This window comes from [Mycoplasma] gypis (assembly GCF_016924775.1).
GTDB lineage: Bacteria > Bacillota_I > Bacilli_A > Mycoplasmatales > Metamycoplasmataceae > Metamycoplasma > Metamycoplasma gypis.
Genome location: NZ_JAFFTD010000003.1, coordinates 44,535 through 62,755, shown reverse-complemented (window position 1 = coordinate 62,755; position 18,221 = coordinate 44,535). Strand labels below are relative to the sequence as shown.

14 protein-coding genes and 1 rRNA gene are annotated in these 18,221 nt (G+C 27.4%); 6 read left to right on the top strand and 9 right to left on the bottom strand.

Going from position 1 to position 18,221, the window contains the following annotated elements; translation table 4 throughout:
* The first annotated feature begins 241 nt into the window (after positions 1-241).
* Positions 242-1,507, top strand: coding sequence for a serine--tRNA ligase (gene serS / locus JV175_RS02740; protein WP_205499370.1), 1,266 nt, complete (start codon positions 242-244; stop codon positions 1,505-1,507).
* Complete coding sequence (locus JV175_RS02735) at positions 1,507-3,060, top strand: DNA recombination protein RmuC (RefSeq protein ID WP_205499368.1); 1,554 nt, start codon at positions 1,507-1,509, stop codon at positions 3,058-3,060. The genes serS and JV175_RS02735 overlap by 1 nt, the downstream gene beginning before the upstream one ends.
* A 77-nt stretch (positions 3,061-3,137) precedes the next feature.
* Here JV175_RS02735 and JV175_RS02730 read toward each other — a convergent pair whose 3' ends face one another.
* Positions 3,138-3,875, bottom strand: coding sequence for a PQ-loop domain-containing transporter (locus tag JV175_RS02730; RefSeq protein ID WP_205499358.1), 738 nt, complete (start codon positions 3,873-3,875; stop codon positions 3,138-3,140).
* A 413-nt stretch (positions 3,876-4,288) separates the two neighbouring features.
* On the opposite strand from JV175_RS02730, the gene JV175_RS02725 reads away from it, so the two are divergent.
* Complete coding sequence (locus JV175_RS02725; RefSeq protein WP_205499357.1) at positions 4,289-4,804, top strand: NUDIX domain-containing protein; 516 nt, start codon at positions 4,289-4,291, stop codon at positions 4,802-4,804.
* A 362-nt stretch (positions 4,805-5,166) separates the two neighbouring features.
* On the opposite strand, the gene JV175_RS02720 is transcribed toward JV175_RS02725, so the two are convergent.
* A complete protein-coding gene (locus JV175_RS02720) occupies positions 5,167-6,531 on the bottom strand; it encodes a Sapep family Mn(2+)-dependent dipeptidase (RefSeq protein ID WP_205499351.1) in 1,365 nt (454 codons plus the stop codon).
* 75 nt (positions 6,532-6,606) lie between these two features.
* Here JV175_RS02720 and JV175_RS02715 point away from each other — a divergent pair, with 75 nt between their 5' ends.
* Positions 6,607-7,383 (top strand): TatD family hydrolase, encoded by a 777-nt coding sequence (locus tag JV175_RS02715; protein WP_205499349.1) that lies wholly within the window; start codon positions 6,607-6,609, stop codon positions 7,381-7,383.
* On the top strand, positions 7,367-8,134 hold the full coding sequence (gene rsmA, locus JV175_RS02710; RefSeq protein WP_205499340.1) for a 16S rRNA (adenine(1518)-N(6)/adenine(1519)-N(6))-dimethyltransferase RsmA: 768 nt from the start codon (positions 7,367-7,369) through the stop codon (positions 8,132-8,134). Before JV175_RS02715 ends, rsmA begins: the two co-directional genes overlap by 17 nt.
* Positions 8,135-8,189: 55 nt before the next feature.
* On the opposite strand, the gene JV175_RS02705 is transcribed toward rsmA, so the two are convergent.
* From JV175_RS02705 to JV175_RS02685, 5 genes are all read right to left on the bottom strand, one after another.
* Positions 8,190-9,146 carry an endonuclease gene (locus tag JV175_RS02705; protein ID WP_205499338.1) on the bottom strand — a complete coding sequence of 319 codons (957 nt, stop codon included), beginning with the start codon at positions 9,144-9,146 and terminating at the stop codon, positions 8,190-8,192.
* Positions 9,131-10,135 (bottom strand): nicotinate phosphoribosyltransferase, encoded by a 1,005-nt coding sequence (locus JV175_RS02700; RefSeq protein ID WP_205499321.1) that lies wholly within the window; start codon positions 10,133-10,135, stop codon positions 9,131-9,133. Before JV175_RS02700 ends, JV175_RS02705 begins: the two co-directional genes overlap by 16 nt.
* Before the next feature lie 115 nt (positions 10,136-10,250).
* Positions 10,251-13,244, bottom strand: coding sequence for an endonuclease (locus JV175_RS04410; protein ID WP_205499319.1), 2,994 nt, complete (start codon positions 13,242-13,244; stop codon positions 10,251-10,253).
* Between the two features lie 192 nt (positions 13,245-13,436).
* Positions 13,437-13,540: ribosomal RNA gene (gene rrf / locus JV175_RS02690) — 5S ribosomal RNA — on the bottom strand.
* Positions 13,541-13,582: 42 nt separating this feature from the next.
* On the bottom strand, positions 13,583-15,244 hold the full coding sequence (locus JV175_RS02685; protein ID WP_205499303.1) for a hypothetical protein: 1,662 nt from the start codon (positions 15,242-15,244) through the stop codon (positions 13,583-13,585).
* Positions 15,245-15,297: 53 nt separating this feature from the next.
* On the opposite strand from JV175_RS02685, the gene JV175_RS02680 reads away from it, so the two are divergent.
* Positions 15,298-15,963, top strand: coding sequence for a hypothetical protein (locus JV175_RS02680; protein ID WP_205499301.1), 666 nt, complete (start codon positions 15,298-15,300; stop codon positions 15,961-15,963).
* Between the two features lie 23 nt (positions 15,964-15,986).
* Here JV175_RS02680 and JV175_RS02675 read toward each other — a convergent pair whose 3' ends face one another.
* Together JV175_RS02675 and thrS are read right to left on the bottom strand one after the other, a co-directional pair.
* Entirely contained in the window at positions 15,987-16,475 is a 489-nt protein-coding gene (locus tag JV175_RS02675) for a hypothetical protein (RefSeq protein ID WP_205499299.1), read from the bottom strand.
* Entirely contained in the window at positions 16,475-18,220 is a 1,746-nt protein-coding gene (gene thrS, locus JV175_RS02670) for a threonine--tRNA ligase (protein WP_205499297.1), read from the bottom strand. The genes JV175_RS02675 and thrS overlap by 1 nt, the downstream gene beginning before the upstream one ends.
* Between the last annotated feature and the right edge of the window lies 1 nt (position 18,221).

Below are 18,221 nucleotides of genomic sequence, written 5' to 3'. Positions count from 1 at the left end.
TTAGCTTTTTAGTTTTTTTGTCCAACTGATAAATTTAGTACAAAAACACACATTAATATAAATGGAAATTTTATTTTGGTTGGTGTTTTTTAAATTACAAATTGTAAGATTAAACCTATTATTGTTATAGAGATGTTATTTTCCCTAAAAAAGTGTCAATTTTTCCCATATTTATTTGAAAAATAAAAAACAATTTATAATTTTTATTATTAAAAACAATAATGTTTTTTAAAGGAGTAATATGTTAGATTTAAAATGACTGATGGCAAACGAAAAAGAAGCTAAACAAGGTTTAAAAAACCGTGGTTTTGATACTGCTGTCGTTGATAAATTAATTGAAAAAGTACAAAAAAGAAATGAACTAAATCATTTTGTTGAAAATTTACAAGCAAAAAGAAATGAACTAAGTCAACAAGTTGGAATTCTAAAAAGAAATAAACAAGACGCATCAAAAGAAATGGAAGAAGTTGCTAGAGTAAAAGAACAAATTGAACACTCTTCTGAAGATTTAGAAAAATTAAATCTTGAAGTAAATGAATTAGCAAGTGGTGTTCCAAACGTTCCTTATCTAGACGTTCCTGTCGGTGCAGATGAAGATGAAAATGTTGTTATTAGAGAATATCCAAATCTAGGAAGAGGGCTTGTTAAGGGTGTAAAGCCTCACTATGAAATTGCAAAAGATCTTGATATCGTTGATTTCGAAAGATCAGTTAAACTTGCAGAATCAAGATTTGTTACATATAAAAAAGATGGAGCTAAGTTAGTTAGAGCTCTTGCTTCTTTCATGTTAGACACACACATTAACAATGGTTATGAAGAAATAATGCCAGCTCATCTTGTAAACTCAAAAATGCTTTTTGGAACTGGACAATTGCCAAAATTTAAAGAAGATTTATATAAATTAGAAAATGAAGATTTATGATTAATCCCAACTGCTGAAGTGCCAGTTACAAACTATCATAATTCTGAAATATTAGACTTATCAAAAACAAAGAAATTTGTTGCTTATACAAAATGTTTCCGTTCTGAAGCTGGAAGTGGTGGTAAAGACACAAGAGGTTTAATTCGTCAACATGAATTCCACAAAGTTGAACTTGTTAAACTATCAAACGATGAAAATGTTTTAAACGATTTTTACGAAACTGTTGAAGACGCTAAAAGCATTTTAAAATTATTAGAAATTCCATTCCGTGAACTATCTCTATGTACTGGTGATATAGGATTTAGCAGTGCCAAAACAATTGACCTTGAACTATGAGTACCTAGTGAACAAAAATACCGCGAAACATCGTCTATTTCCGTATTTTTTGAATTCCAAGCGCGTCGTGCAATGATTAGATACCGTGATGAAAGTGGAAAAACAAAATATGCAAACACAATTAACGGAAGTGGTTTAGCTATTGACCGTGTTGTTGCTGCAATTTTAGAAAACTACCAAAACCCTGATGGTTCAATTACAGTTCCTAAAGTGTTAGTTCCATATATGCAAAAAGAGGTTATTAAATAGTGATTGCTATCACAATAATTACTTTAGTTTTAGTAGTGATTTTAATTGCAATTTGCATTTTTATAATTTGAAAATTATTTAAATCTAAAAAAGACAATTCATTACAAACAGAAATCACAAATCTTGTGGATTCATTTAATAAAATGCAAATTTTAAGTGAATCAGAATCAAAAAGATTTGATGAATGAAAAAATAATATCGAAACAAAGTTCAATAACTTTGAATTTAGAATCAATGAAGTATTAAATAACAAAAATAAAGAAAATTCTGAATTAATTAATAATAAAATTTCAGAAATGAACACAAAGCAAAATGAATATTCAACTGCTTTCTTACATAATCAAAATAATTTTAAAACTGAACTTAAAAACAGTATTGATATTTTCAAAACAGATATCAAGAAACAACTTGTTGAAGATTTAAATTTAAACAAAAATGAACTAACAAATTATTTAAATCTTTTAAACAGAAGTATTTCTGAATTTAAACAAGATACACTCCAAAAACAAGCTAAACTAAAAGAAGAAATACTTGGTTCCTTGTCGAAAATTTTAGAAAATATCAATCAAAAATTACTCGTTTCTACTGAAAAAGTTGAAAACGTTACTAAAGAAAAACTGGATCACATTAAAGAAGCTGTTAGTGAACAACTAACTATAATTAATGGTGAATTTAAAAAACGTTTTGATGATGAATTATCAAAAAAATTAACTCAACATTTTGAGTCAGTAACAAAGTCAATGAATGACCTTTCTTCTGGTTTAACTAAATTTGAAACCATTCAAAATTCAGTACAAGAACTAAATCATATTTTTAGTAATAACAAGAAGATTGGAAACGTGGGTGAAGTTCTTTTACAAAGTATTTTAGATGAAGTCGTAACTAATAAACTATATGTTTCTCAACATGCTTATTCAGATAGAAAAGCACCTGTTGATTTTGCAGTTAAGGTGTTTGATAAAGATGGTAAGGAATTATTCTTATCAATTGATTCAAAATTTAATTCTATAGCATATAACGATTACACAAAAGAAGAAGACTCAATTAAAAAGGAAGCTCTTCGTCGTGGACTCGTTAAAGCAGTAAAAGACCAAGGAAAAAGTATTGCATCAAAATATATAATTTCAGGAAAAACTTTAGACTTTGCTGTAATGTGAATTCCTAGCGAATCTATTTATGCTTTCATCGCAAATGAAGAAGGATTAATAGAAACCCTTTGAAGAGAAAGTAGAGTTATTCCTGCGGGACCTTCAGTCATTGTTCCTTTACTAAACAGCATTAAAGTTGTTAACGGGCACTTATTACTTGTTCACCACACAGAAAAAATTATTAACGCTTTCTTTGAAATAAACAAAACTTACGAAAAATTATTTAATGAAAGTAATAAAGCAAGAACATCAATTAAAACAACCGCAGATAAAATTGATAAAGTTGTTAAATCAGTTCAAGCTGTAAGTGATAAACTTAAAGAAATTAAAAACATTCCAGCAATTAGTGAAAAACTGGAATTCAAAAATGAACCTTCGGAAGATGAAGAAGAACAAGAAGAATAATTAAATTACATTGGCTTTGCCAATGTTTTTTTTACAACATTTGTAATAAAAAACACTGGATATATCCAGGGTTTATATTATGCTAATTCCATTTTACTTTTTTTAATTTTGATTTCGTAACGAATTGTAAAAAAGAATAAAATTCCATAAATTATTGAAGAAGTAATTTGTCAAATTGTAGCAATAATTAAGGGTATTATTGTTTGTCCTTCAACAATGTTCATGTGAATTCTCGATGCTCAATAAATGATTCAGAATGCATTATTCAATAAGAATAATAAAATCATATAAGCACTTACACCACCAAAATTTTTTGTTTTAAAACTTAAAATAATTTGTGGCATGAAAGCAAAAGTTGTAAGCATTGGTACAATAGCACCTAAAACGGTTGCTGCTGCACTATTATGTATTTTATAAATATTATCTTTGTCTGCAATTCCTAAAGCTGTACAAGCTAAAGAAAGTAAACAGAATATTATTAAAATAATTGAAACTGTTATAAGTGTGTTTTTTCTCGACATTTTTCATTTTCTTTTTTGTTCATAAAAGTAAATAAAAAACATTGTAAATGAATAAATAATGATTGAAATTAAGTTTGCAACTGAAACTTGAGCTAGTGAACCTGGTAAAAATGATCCAAATAAAACTCAAGCGAATAATCCTAAATAGAATATTCAAAATGAAACGTAACTTATTTCGCCTGTTTTTTTATCTTTTAAAAGCTTTACTAATTGTGGTATTCCTAAACAAATTGTAACCACAACTGCAAATCATCCAAAGACTGTTCCGGCAGTAATAAAATTTTGATTTGGCATAGTTATGATTATATAACAAAAATATATTAAATTTATATCAATAGTTACACACTTTTTTAAAAGCATAAAACAGTTATTTTTCAGTACTTTTTTATTTCGTTGTGCATTTTTTTAATTTACCGTTGCTTTTTATTTTAAAAAACATAATATTATCTTCTAATTTTATTTAAAATTTCATTAACATATACGAGCAATATTTTATTAAATATAAATACTGAAATAACTCAAATTAAATAAAAATAAGATTTTAAAAAATGTTTTTATCATATTGAAACAAAATACATAATTTAATTATTCCTGCTACAACACTTAACTATCGACTTAAACTTAAAATTTAATCAATATAAATTTTATAGTTCTTTGTGTGTAAATTGAATATAGTTTTCTTATGCATTAAGTGTACAATTATAAATATGATTTGAGAACAATTAAATAATGATAAACAAGAAACATCAGCTGGTGTTATAGGATTCTATGAATATAGTTTTTTAGGTATTAAAAAATATAAAGTTTTACTTACTCAAAATTCTAAATCTTTAAAATGAGGTTTTCCCAAAGGACACATTGAATACAGGGAGTTATGTTATCAAACTGCTAAAAGGGAAGTTTTTGAAGAAACTGGACAAATGGTTGAAAAAATTTTACCATTCACTTTTGAAAGCAATTACGTTTTAGATGGGGGAGTAAATAAAAAAGTAATTTATTTCCTTGCAACATTTTCAAAAAAACAAAAAGTTAATATTTCGGACCCTCTCATTTCACAAGCAAAATTCGTAAGCATGGATAAAGTCATGAATTATCTTTCTTTTAAACAAGACAAAAATAATTTTAAAAATACTTTAGACTTGCTGCAAAAAGACAAAGATTTATTTAAAAAAGAATATAAAATGAAAGACTTATTACAACCTTGAGAATTAAATATTGAATAAAAAAAATCAGAACTATTTTGTTCTGGTGAAATGTAAATATATTTTAAATCAGTGTTTTATGTTTGAGATTTTCAATTAATAATGATGAATTAAACTATAATTGCCAAAATACTTTTTATAATAGTTATTACTGTGTAATATCGTGGAGTTATTCTAACAGAAACGTGAATTACATAAAAACGGAATTATAAAAAAGGAATTAAATTTATAAATTTTTATAAAGGATTAAGCAACAATAACAACCAGCAAGAATGTTATTGATATTAAATAAATATATTTAAGTTTTTATTAAAAATTAAAATTGGTATTTTTAATAAAAAAACAAGCAAGAAAACGTCTTGCTTGTTTTTTTATAACCTTGATTAAATTTCTTGTAATCTTACTAGTGCGTTAATATAAATTTCAAGGTCTTTTTTCATTTCTTCGTATGTAAATCTTTCGTTTGGTGCGTGCATTAATTCCATTTTTGTTGTTGCTCCAAAAGCTACACAATTTTCAAATGTTCTTGCATATGTTCCGCCACCAATGGCAAGCGGTTTGGCATCTTGTTCACCTGTAACTTCTTTATAGCAATTCATTAAAGTTAAAACAATTTCAGAATCTAAAGGTAAATATTTTGCTTGTTTTGAACCAACCATTTTAAATTCATATTTATATTTGTTTTCATCAAGATAATGAATTAAATCTTTTTCAACTTTTTCTTTTGTGTTCAGAACAGGTACACGCATATCAAAACCAATTGAATATTTTTCGTTTATAGTTCTTAAAAATGCTGGGTTAGATGTTAAAACCCCACTTACATCATCATAATTTATGAAAATGTTTGGCATTGAGAAATCATTGTTTTGGAAATTATTATTCATGAATTTAAAGAAGTGATTATTTGCGGTTTCAGGTTTATTTTTAATCATTGTTCTCACAAATTTTAAAATTGCATTATCACCCGCAAAAGGTGTTGAACCATGTCCTGCAACTCCTTTTACATAAAATGAATTATCGTCAATTTTTGCAACATCTTTTGCTTCAAAAAATTTAATATATTCATTAGCTTTTGAGCTTGTAACTTTTAAGCTATCTGGAATTTGGTTGTAAACAATTCCTGCTTCAATTTCAACATCCTCAAATTTATCAAATAATAAATCATAGTCAAAAATCATTTTTTCAGCGAAAATTAATGGTCACTCACCATCAGGTGTATAGCCCATATCTGGATATCCATAGTCTTTTAGGTAAAGTTTCATGCTTTCCATTGTTGTTTCTTCACTTAATCCAAAAATAACTCTAATTGTATATTCCCCATTTAATAATTTATTATCCGAAATATATTTCATTGCATATAGAGTGATGATTGTTGGACCTTTATCGTCTAGTGTTCCTCTTCCAAAAATTTCTGTATCTTTTATTAGGGGTTTAAATGCTTCACTTTCTCATTGTGAATTATCACCACTTGGAACAACATCAAGGTGACATAGAATTCCCATTATTTTTGAACCATCACCAATTTCAGCAAACCCGTAACGATTTTTTGAATCTTTGTAAATTCTAAATCCAAATTCTTTACTTAAATTTAGTGCATAATTCAGTGCATTATCTACTTCTTTACCAAAAGGAAATTCATTTTCGAAATTAGTTTCCGAAACCGAAGGTATTGCACAAATATCAGCAATATTTTGAACCATTTTTTTGAATTCTTGTTCATTTTGTTTATATCTTATTACTTTAGCCATAATAAACCTCTTTTTTATTTAATTGTTTATAATAGTTTATATTATAAAACTAACTTAAGTAAAGAAAGCGACAAAATGAAATATATTGACATTCACACACACCCTTTTTTAGAATACTATCCAGATCCTGTTGAAGTTGTTAAACAATGGAATAACGAAGATATGAATTTGATGTTTATCGTCGGAACAAACGAACAAAACTCTCGCGAAGTCATTGAACTAACTAAACATTTTGATAATACATATGCGGTTATTGGGATTCACCCAAGTGAATGTAAAGGATTTCAAGATGGTGAAATAATTAACAAATTAGTTAACGACAAAACAGTAGCAATAGGTGAAATTGGTCTTGATTATCATTATGAAGATAATCCTTCAAAAGAAGTTCAACTCGCTTCATTAAAATCGCAAATTGAAGTTGCTCGAAAACATAATCTTGTTGTTATGTTACATATTCGCGATGCATTAGAAGATGCCTTCGAACTAATAACTTCTGAAGAGTATAAAGACATGACTTTTGTATTTCACTCATACAGCGGTGATGCTGATTACACTCAAAAAGTATTGCCTTACAAAAACATTTTCTTTTCAATTTCTGGTGTTGTAACTTTTAAAAATGCAAAAAATTTACAAGAAGCAGTTAAATTAATTCCTATTGACAGAATTTTCAGTGAAACCGACACACCTTACTTAGCACCTACTCCAATGCGTGGTAAAGAAAACAAAAGTCCTTACGTAAAACACACAGTAAAATTTATTGCCGGTTTAAAGAATGTAAGTGAACAAACTTTAGTAAAACAAATTGAAAATAACGTAGAAAGAGTATTTAAAGTAAATGCAAGTAAAAGCTAAAAAACATCTTGGTCAAAACTTTTTACAAGATAAAAATATCATCAATAAAATCGTTTACAGCGCTAATATTAAAAACGAGGAAGTTATTGAAATCGGCCCTGGTCAAGGGGCGATTACAGGAGTTATTCTTGAAGATGCGAAACATTTGTTTTCTTATGAGATTGACTCAGACATGATTACAATATTAAATGATAAATTTTCTTCAAAAGATAATTTTTCACTGTTTTATGAAGATTTTTTGAAAGCAGATTTAACAAAATACAGTAAAAAAATGATTCTTGTTGCTAACATACCTTATTACATAACAAGTGATATTCTTTTTAAAGTGTTTGAATATAAACATTTGTTTAAAAGAGCAATTATTATGATGCAAAAAGAAGTAGCTCAAAGAATTGTTGCAAAACCAAACTCAAATGATTATTCTAAACTTTCTGTTGTTAGTCAATTTATTTCTGAACCAAAAATTCTTTTTGATGTTAGTCCTTCTTGTTTTATCCCCGCACCCAAAGTTTGATCCAGTGTTATTGAATTTAACTTTACTAAGGAAACTCAACAAAATAAAGATTTTTTTGATTTTGTTAAATTATGTTTTATGTTTAGAAGAAAAAAATTATTTAACAACCTTATACAAAAATTTTCTAAAAATAAAATTTTAAGTGTTTTTGAAACGCTGGGATTAAATGAAAGTATTCGTTCTCAAGAATTATCAGTAAATCAATTCATTTTACTTTTTGAAGAATTTCAAAAGTAACAAAAAAGTAGACATGTTATTTTTGTTCATTGTCTACTTTTTTTATATTCTGTTTCTATTTTTTAAATCTAACACTATCCTTATTTTTAAGAATTTTATATAAATTTGGAAAGTCAATAAATGGATTTCTTGTTCAATGTTTTATATTTCATATTGTGTTATTTTTATATAATTCAAAATCATCAATTGGGTCCATTTTACTTCATTTAATCATTAATTCTAAATAATCTGATTTTAAGTAAGGATAAACATTTTCTTTTTCAAAAACTTTTGATCCATCAGCAAGATTTTTCAATTTATCTGAATATGTTACGGCAAAATAGAAATACACTCTTGCTACATCTCCCTTAAATGCATCAATTGGTTCAAATACTCTGTTGCCATTCTTGTCCTTACCAATTCTTGAGCCATTTTGGAATGTTTCATCAACGGACACAACTTCACCATATGGCATATTGCCTCTTTCTGAATTAACCTTAGAATCAGTTGGTCAAATTGCTTGCATATCACTAGCAATATTTAAAATTTGTTGTTTTGTGTATCCATATCATGATTTAGGAACAACATGTTCTCGGTTATAAGTTTCACCCTCTCTTTTTCCGCTTCCCATGCGATCATTTTTACTAAAATTATAGGGATCAGTTCCGGTTGGATTTTCACTATAAATATCAACAATTGTATTCTTATCTTTTTCAAAAAATTTATCAAGATATGCTAAATTTAAATCTTTTGCTTTTACATTTTTGTTATATTGAGCAACTGGAATTTTTTGTGCGTTGTTGTGTTGAGTTTTCAAAAGAGCCTTAAGCAGGTCATCACCTGATTTATTATTTAATAATGAATAATATTCCATCAAATGATTTTTAGTAAAATTAGTTTCAAACTTGTTATCACTAAATTTAGCTATATTATCTGTTTCAGTCGTTTTACAACTTGCAGCAATAAAAGGTAATGAAATTGTAGAAGTAAATCCTACAAATAATAAAAATTTTCAAATTAAATATTTTTTCATGTTTTCAACTGTAACTTTTTATTTTCTGAATATCCACGACCTTCTTTTGCTATCAATTTGTTGTTTAATTTTGTTGCGTCAGCACTAAAATTTATGAAAAGTTTTAGCAATGAAGCTCCAACTCCATAACCATCTACTGGTGCGTTTTGTTCTTCAAATTTTTGAATTTTTTCAGCGTTAAAACCGCTAGACACATAGATTTTTACGTGTTTACCACCGTGCTCATCTAAAGCTTGTCTTAGTCTTTTGATCTGATTGGGTGTTACACCAAATTCTCCCGAGTCTTGTAAAAACATTTTATCAATCATGTTTTTTGATGTATCAACTCTTACTGCTTTTAGAGTATCTTTGAATTCATTTAAAACCAGTAGTGAATCAGTAATTACATCATTGTGAAAATCAACTAAAGCTACTAAATCATCTTCTGGAAACATTTCATTGTATAGTTTACAAGCTTTAACAATATCTCCACCGGACATTTGAATTAAAGCATGAGGCATTGAGCCAAAAGCTCTTGAGTGTGCCCCTTTAGCTGAAGCAAGTGTAGCATGATTTTTTATTCCACCAACTTCTATTGCGTATGAATCAGCAATTTGATTACGATAATGGTCTGCTCTATCAGCCATTGAAATAACTGTCTTCCCGTTTGCGGCCTTTAAAATTCTATAAGCATTTGTTGCTATTGAAGTTTGTCTTGCTAGAATACCATCAATCATTCCTTCATATATACCAAAATGATGATACTGCCCAATTAGTTCTAAAACAACTTCTTTATTATTAACTATTGAACCTTCTGGCAAGAATTTTATTGTATATCTTGAAACATCTGTATATTTTTTTAAAAGTTTTAAAACCTCATTTATTCCACATAACTTAACATCGTCTTGTCTTTGAAAAAATTGCAATGTAATTATTTTGTCAGAAAAATTTTTTTCTGCGATTTTAGCTGTTTTAGAAAAATAAATAGCTGTTTTGTCTTTTATGTTCATTATTTCTCCTAAAATTATTTAAATTGAACATTTAATATTTTTATTTTGTGTGTCTAATAATTATATTAAAATAGCAAGCTTTTTGCTTGCTATTTTAAACATTGTTATTAATTTATTATTTAAGTCCTTTTAAGATACCCTTGTTTTCAAATGTCAAGTCATTTGGTTGGGTAAAAATTTTAACAAATTCAGGATAGTCAATGAATGGGTTTCTTTGTTGTGTAAGTTCATAAGCAACATTATTTCTTTGAATATCAAATTTATCCACGGGATCTTGTTTAGCTCATTTAACTAGGGTTTGAATCATTTCTGAACTCATGTGTGGAAAATCTTGTGTTAAATTGTTTGTTCCATTGAAATGGTCTCCATAAGTTAAAGCAATATATAAGAATGCTCTAGCAAAATCACCTTTGAAATCATCTGAAGGTTCAAGGACTTTATTAGCTATTTTTGAACCATTATCAGTTGTTGTTGTAGGGGTATCAACTTCACCCAAAATTAATCCACCTATTTTTTTACTGTTATATTTATTAGAATTTCTATAAAAGAATCCGTGTAAATCGTTAGGTTTTAATATTTTGGCTTTTGAGTTACCAACAAAAGAACCAGTAACAAGATTAAATTTTGAAGGGTTTTGAATGTCTTCTTCTGAACCATTTATTTTTTCACTAAAAATGTCAATTAAAGATTGATCATTTTCATAGAAATTGTCTTCAAAAGCTCTATTAATGCTATCTTTATTGATTTTTTTAGGAATTGAACTTAAATTTGTTCTTTCTAATGTTTCTAGCGCTGTTATTAATTCTTGTCCACTTTTTCCATTTAAAGATACATAATAAGGATCTGAATTATCATAAACTTTATTATCTTCTGGAGTTGTTGTTTCGGTATTTTCTGGTTGTGTATTTTCCGGAGTTCCTGATGTGCCTTGTGAACCTTCGCCTTCATTTGTTGTTGCAGTATTATTAGTATCACTTCCAGTATTATCGGTGTTTGTATTTGATGAATCATCGCCACTATCTGTTGTTTCTGTGTTTCCAGTATTATCGGTGTTTGTATTTGATGAAGCATCGCCACTATTTGTGTCTACATTTTCATTTGAAGACCCTTCATCACTATGAGTTGAAGCGTTATCACTTAAACCTTCAATTATTAATGTGGTTGTTGTTGCTTCTCCAATTATTACATTATCATAGTCAACAGGTTTAAAATGAATTGTTAATGTGTCTCCATTAACGTCATAGTTTAATAAATTATTTAAAATGTTTGAGCCCTTGCTTGTTTTTGCAATTACTTTTGAATCATTTGCTAAATCAAATCAAATTTGTTTTTTAGCAAGTGAATCTCTTGAAAGCTCAATATATTTAACTTTTTTGTCTTGTGAATTCAGTATTTTTGCAGATTGTGTATCACTGAAGTAAAGTTGTTGAGTTTTATAATCATAGAAAATATTTTTATGACTTTTTACTGCTTCAATTACTAATTCTTTAGAACCATCCACCACTTGTAAAAAGTTTGTTGATAAAGTGTCTAATCATTGTTTAAATTCTTCTTGAGGATTTTTATGATCATATCCAACGGTTGCTTCTCCTTCTAATCCTTCTACAGTAATTTCTGAAGAACTTTTTTCTGGAGAAACTTTTGAACCTTTATTTGAATATAAAGCACCCACGTACTCTAAAATAATTTTTCCATCTTTAACCTTGTATGGAATGGTTGTAATTAAATTACCCACTATATTTATCGAACTAAATGGATTTGCAATTTCAAAATTTTTATTTGTTTTATTAATACTATCCTTAAATTTAAATATTTCTTGTTTACCATTATTTATTGTTTGAGTTTTGTAATTAAATACTAATGGTTTATTCGAATGTATTACTTCTTGTAAAAAGTTTTCTTGTCCGCTTATTAACTCAAAAGCATTATTTAAATTCTTAGCTCATTCTTCGAAGTTTTGATTTGTACTTGGTTTTGTTGGTTTAGTCTTTTCAACTTGCACCAATCCAGGAATTGTTAATGTTGTTGTGTATGTTTTATCACTTATTTCTGGAGCATTATTAAAAATAAATTTAACTGGTTTATATGAAATGATTACTTGTTCACCGTTTACTACATAATTTAGTCTTGTGAGAATTTGTGTTTGTGAATAAGTTGGTTTTTTATCATTTGCAAGTTCTAATTGTTTTGAAGGTCTTTTAGCATCTTCACTGAGTGTTAAAACAGAGTTTTCAGCAACTTCTGTTGATCAATCTGGTAAATATTTTTTACTTCAAATAACATTACCGGTTTTGTAATCAAAGTAAAGATTTTTATGATTTTCAATCGCTCATTTTAAATCTTGTTCTTTTCCAGGAATAATAATAAGTTTGTTTTCCAATTTTGAAGCTCACTCACTCAAGCTTACTTCTGGTGTTGTTGGTGTTGATGTATCTTGTGTTGGTTCAGCGTTTCCTTCAGTTGTTTTGTTTGTTTTTGGAGGAGTAATAAAGTGGTATGGCATTTTTGTTTTATTTCTGCTTGCCAATTCATTGCTCAATCCTTCAATTGTAATTTCAGTTTGTCTCGAAACTGAAGCAATTTTAGGCGCACTACGTTTTATGAATTGTGCACCTAGATAACTTAAAATAAGTTTATCATTTTCTACTCTGTAAGAAATTTCACTGTTTATTTTTTTATAACCTTTGCTTGTATATGTTGGACTTACATTATTAGCGAATTGATAATCGGCATTAGGTAAGCTAACATCCGCTTTTAGTCTAAATAAAACATTGGTTGTTTCTTTTTGAAAATTAGGTAATTTTCCATTAACTCAAATAATTGTTTTATTAACTCTATCGTAAAAAAGTTTTTTACCATTAAAAATGGCTTCTTTTAAATCTTGTTTTTTATTATTGTCAAGTTCAAAAATATTATCTAATGACTGACTTCATTGTTCAAATGGTGTTAAGTTTTGTTTTTCTAAGACTGCTGGTTGTGTTGATTTTTTATCGTCTTTTGTTTTTTCTTCTGTGTGCTGACAAGAAGCTGCTAAAAACGCTACTGAAGAAACTGCACCCACAGATAATGCAAATAGTGAAACTATTTTTTTCTTTGTTTTTTCTTTCATTCTAATCCCCTTTTTCATTATTCTAATAAACATCTTTTAAAAGATGGCAATATTATAATTAATTTAAGAAAAATTAAAAATAAACTATTGGGTTTTTTTGAAAAATACATTTTAAAATAGTGAAAATGGAATTTTTTATTGTAAATTTATTATTTAATGGAATTTTTTTGTTTTTTTACAAAAAAAGTATAAAAAAAGCAACGTCCTATCTTCCCATACGGTATTGTCGGCGATGAAGGGCTTAACTGCTGAGTTCGGAATGGGTTCAGGTGGACACCTTCTCTGTGGTTGCTACATTTATATTCTACTATAAAACAAAAAAGTGTCAAGACTTTTGACTATTTTTTGTTTGTGGTTTTTATTAAATATTGACTGTTATCTATTGTGCTTTTTACAGTTATCAAAAAGATAATGTCGTTGTTTTCGTTAGTATCAATTTTTGTTTTTGATAAATCAACAATTAAATAAGAATTAGGAGAAATGTTAATTTGATAGTTATTTATATCTTTATCGTTTTTTTCATTTATTTTCTTAATTGTTAAAAATTTAGAAGCAATGTTTCCTAAAATAGTTGATATTAATTCTTTATATTCCGCTGTACCAGAAAAAATCATTTGGTGTGTTTTCGCATCTCTTGACGCAATAATATCATTTGGTATATTTTTTCCATTAATTATTCCATTAACGGCACCACTTGTACTATCTGTTAGAATTCATTTATCAAAAAATAATCCATTATCTTCTAATGCGTGGTTTGTTGTTAGCTCTTCTGATGGTATTTGTGATTCAAGCGGAACTACATATACATCGTCTGGTAGTATAAATTTTTTAGAAGAGTTGTCTACAAAATCACTATAAGAAACTTCTTTATGTTGTGACAATTCATCTTCTATTCATTTATTTACAATATTGTGACCTGGATGACCTTTGTAAAAAATATTATATTGTTTTCCATATTTTTTGGCTACGTTAATAACAAATTGATAATCTTCTTCACTTACACTTCCCATTATAATTAGAGATTTTTTATTGTTGATTGCTTCAATTTTTTGAACTTTGTCGCGTTCTTTTTCTCAATTTAATCCTGTTATTTTTGGATAGTGTTCAACACTTAATCTTTTTCTATTTTTATCACGACTACTAAATAAAACATCTTTTATTTCTTTGTTAATGTCACTTGAAAAAAATGGTAAAACATTATGAATTTGATTATTTTTTAAATCTTCCACTACTTTATGCGAACTAAAAAATAACTGAATATTGTCGAGTTTTTGACCCAATAAATATTGTGTGTAACGATCATAAATTTTTGAATTATAATCTCATTTATTATTAATAAAATAAGTTTCTTTTATTTGTGGAATTCATTCTTCAGCTATCATTGTGCCCAAAATGTTCGAATCCTCGATTGCATTAACAACAACATTTGGGTTTTGTGATAATTCTGCAAATCTAATATCATTTTTAAAAAAATCTGAGTTTAATCAAACAAAAATATTCTTATTTGGATTATTTTTTATAATTGACGAAATATAGTTATAAGCTGATGATTCAAATTGTGTTCCTAAATCTATAACTCTAGAATTTTTATGGTTTTCTTCATTTTTTTCATCATTTAAATTAGTATTATTTAATCTCTTTGTTTTTAAAAATTCTTCAAAAGAATCTTTATTTAAATTTTCTTGAAACACAACATTTTTTGTATATAAAAAGTGTGCTTCGTTTTTTGAAAGCATTGCCAATCTTACGAAATTATAAAAAGGCTGTATTCCGTAAGGAGTAAAATATACATTTATGTCCGCTTTATCTTGATAATCAATAATATTATCATATTGTTGAATTAACTTTTGACGTGTAAAATTCAAATTTGTATTTTCTTGATTTGAATTTATTTTTAAGACTTTATGTCTTGTAAAAAATACTGAAATCGTTGTTATAGCGCCCAATGAAAGAAGCGAAATAGCACTCAATATAATTATTCATTTTTTAGATTGATTCATTTTTATTCCCTTGTTTACTACAGTAATTATATAATTCATATGGAGAAACAAATATGAATAACAACAAAGATTTAAGAACATTTATAAAAAACAACTATATTTCTTCCTTTTTAATGGTTTTTTCATTTATTAGTATGGTTATTTTTTCTGTCATTAAAATCATTTCAAAAACTTTTCAAATTCATTCAAAAACATCTATTTATTTCACTCATATAACAACAATTTGATTAGCTTGTTTAATGGCTATAATATTTATTTTGTCTTTAACCTGAAAAATTTGAAATATTTTAAAATATCAAAAAATTTTACCTGTTAAATTAGCTACTTGGTTTAATTTCTTACTATTACCTTTTTCAAGCTCAAATGTTTTTGTTTTAAAAAATATAAATCAACTAGGAGTACATAAGAACAAAAAATTAATGGCATACCTACTTATTGATTTAATGTTCCAATTCTTTTTATGATTAATATTAGTTTTTTCTGTTCTAATATTAATAAATATTTCTTATGTTTTTGCAATTACATTAAGTAGTGCGTTGATCGGAAAAACATGAATATTAATTATTATTAACGTATTATTATTAATTTTATTTTCAATTCCTTTAATAATAAAAATATTACTTTGAAATAAGTTAACACACAATTTAAAAGAATTAATTGAATATAAAAAATCAAATATAAATCTTGCCTTTAATTTGAAATTTTTAAGCAAGATATAAAAAAGAGCCAAACAGCTCTTTTTTTAATCTAATAAAGACTTGTTTTTTTGTCTTTCGATGCGATCTAATTCTTTTTTTATTTTAAGTTTTTTTTGTGCAACTTTTTTATTAATTAAAATTGTGGGAACAACTGTGATAAACAATACAGCCGGTGTTATTATTCTAACAAATCACAAGTCTCATGAAATACCACTTGTTACTAAGAAAGAATACATCATTAATGAAAAAGGAATAATGAAATTAAATACTTCAAAACCAAATCATTTAAAAACTCTTATAAAAAGAATTGTTATTGCGATAGTTACAAAGAAAGCCAATAATGCTATTAAGAGTAGTGCTCATCAAGCTAAGGCGTGTGAATAAGCTCTATAAACACTGTCAACGTCCTTGCCAACAGCAAAATATAAAATCATTGCTGGCAGGATTACAAATAGCATTCCAAATAATGCTATTCTTCAGTGATAAGAAAGACCAAGCACTCTTTCAACTTTATAAGTTTGAGTTCTTTTCATTATTTTAAGTTTCTTTTTAACTCGTGACCAAAGCTTAATAGCTCTTCTCTTGTCATTACAAGATTCTCTTGAGAACCATAAGGTCTTAAGCTTACTTTATTTTCGTTTGCTTCGTTTTGACCTAGAATAACAACATATTTAGCTTTTTGAATTTGTGCTTCACGAATTTTTTTGTTTAGTCTTTCGTTTCTTAAATCTATTTCAACATTAAAATCAGACATTAACAATTCTTGATATACACTCATTGCATAATCGTTTTGATCTTCACTTATTGGAACTATTACGAATTGTTTTGGACTTAGTCAGAATGGAAGCACACCTTTAGTTTGTTCTAAAAGTACAGCCACAAATCTTTCGTATGTTCCAATTAATCCACGGTGAATTAAAACAGGTGTTACTAAATTTTGATTTTCATCCACGTATGTCATTTCAAAACGTGAAGGTAATAAGAAGTCAAGTTGTAGTGTTGACATTGTGATAATTCTTCCTAATGCTGTTTTAACTTGAATATCAACCTTAGGACCATAGAAAGCAGCTTCACCAATAAATTCCTTGTATTCAATATTAAGTTCTTTTAAAACTTCGCGCAAGTCATTTTCAGCATTACTTCACATTTCATCATTGTCAAAGAATTTTTCTTTATCTTCTGGATCTCTTAAAGATAAAGAAATATGATCAACTTCGACTTTGAAATCTTTAAGTGCTTGAGTAATCATTCTGTATAAGTGTTTAAATTCATCTTTAATTTGATCTAAACGCACAAAGATATGACCTTCTGTTAAATCCATTCCCCGTACACGTTCTAATCCTGTTAAAGCACCACTTTTTTCGTAACGATATAGTCTTGATTGTTCGCTATAACGAATTGGTAAGTCTCTGTATGAACGACGTGTCATGTTAAATAACATAATGTGGTGTGGACATGTCATTGGACGTCCAATTAATTGTTCATTATCCATTTCGATAGGTTTAAACATTGTGTCTTGATAATGTTCTCAGTGTCCTGAAATCTCATAAAGTTTCTTTTCACCAAAATGTGGAGTTAAAACTTCTCTAAATCCATAAAGTTTATCAAGTCTTAGAACATAATCACGAATTGCGTTATGAATTTTCATTCCATCTTCTAATCAGATTGGGAACCCTTGTCCACAAAGTTGGTTTAACGCAAAAATGTTTAATTCTTTACCTAATTTACGGTGATCTCTTTCTTTTCTTTCTTCAAGAAGTTTTAGGTATTTCATTAACTCATCTTTTGTTGCTCAACTTGTTCCATAAATACGAGTTAACATTTTATTATTTGAGTCACCCCTTCAGTAAGCTCCAGCTACAGAAAGAAGCTTAAAGTGTTTTACTTCTTTTGTTGACTCAACATGTCCACCAGCACATAAATCAACAAATAATGTTTCGTTTGTTTTTGGATGTTTTAAAGCATAAAAAGTAATGTTGTACCCTTTTTCTTTAAATTCATTATAAAGTTCTTTTTTGTATGGTTGGTTAGCAATATTATATTCTGCTTCACTAACTTCAATCATTTTGTAATCTTCTTTAGCTAATTGTTGCATTAATTTTTCAACTTCAGCTAATTGTTCTTCAGTAAAATTTTGACTAAATTCAAAATCATAATAGAAACCTTCTTCAATTGATGGTCCAATTGCTAATTTTGTGTCAGGATATAATTTCATAATCGCTGCAGCAAGTAAGTGACTTGTTGTATGATTTAATTTCGAAAATTTTTCGTCGTTCATT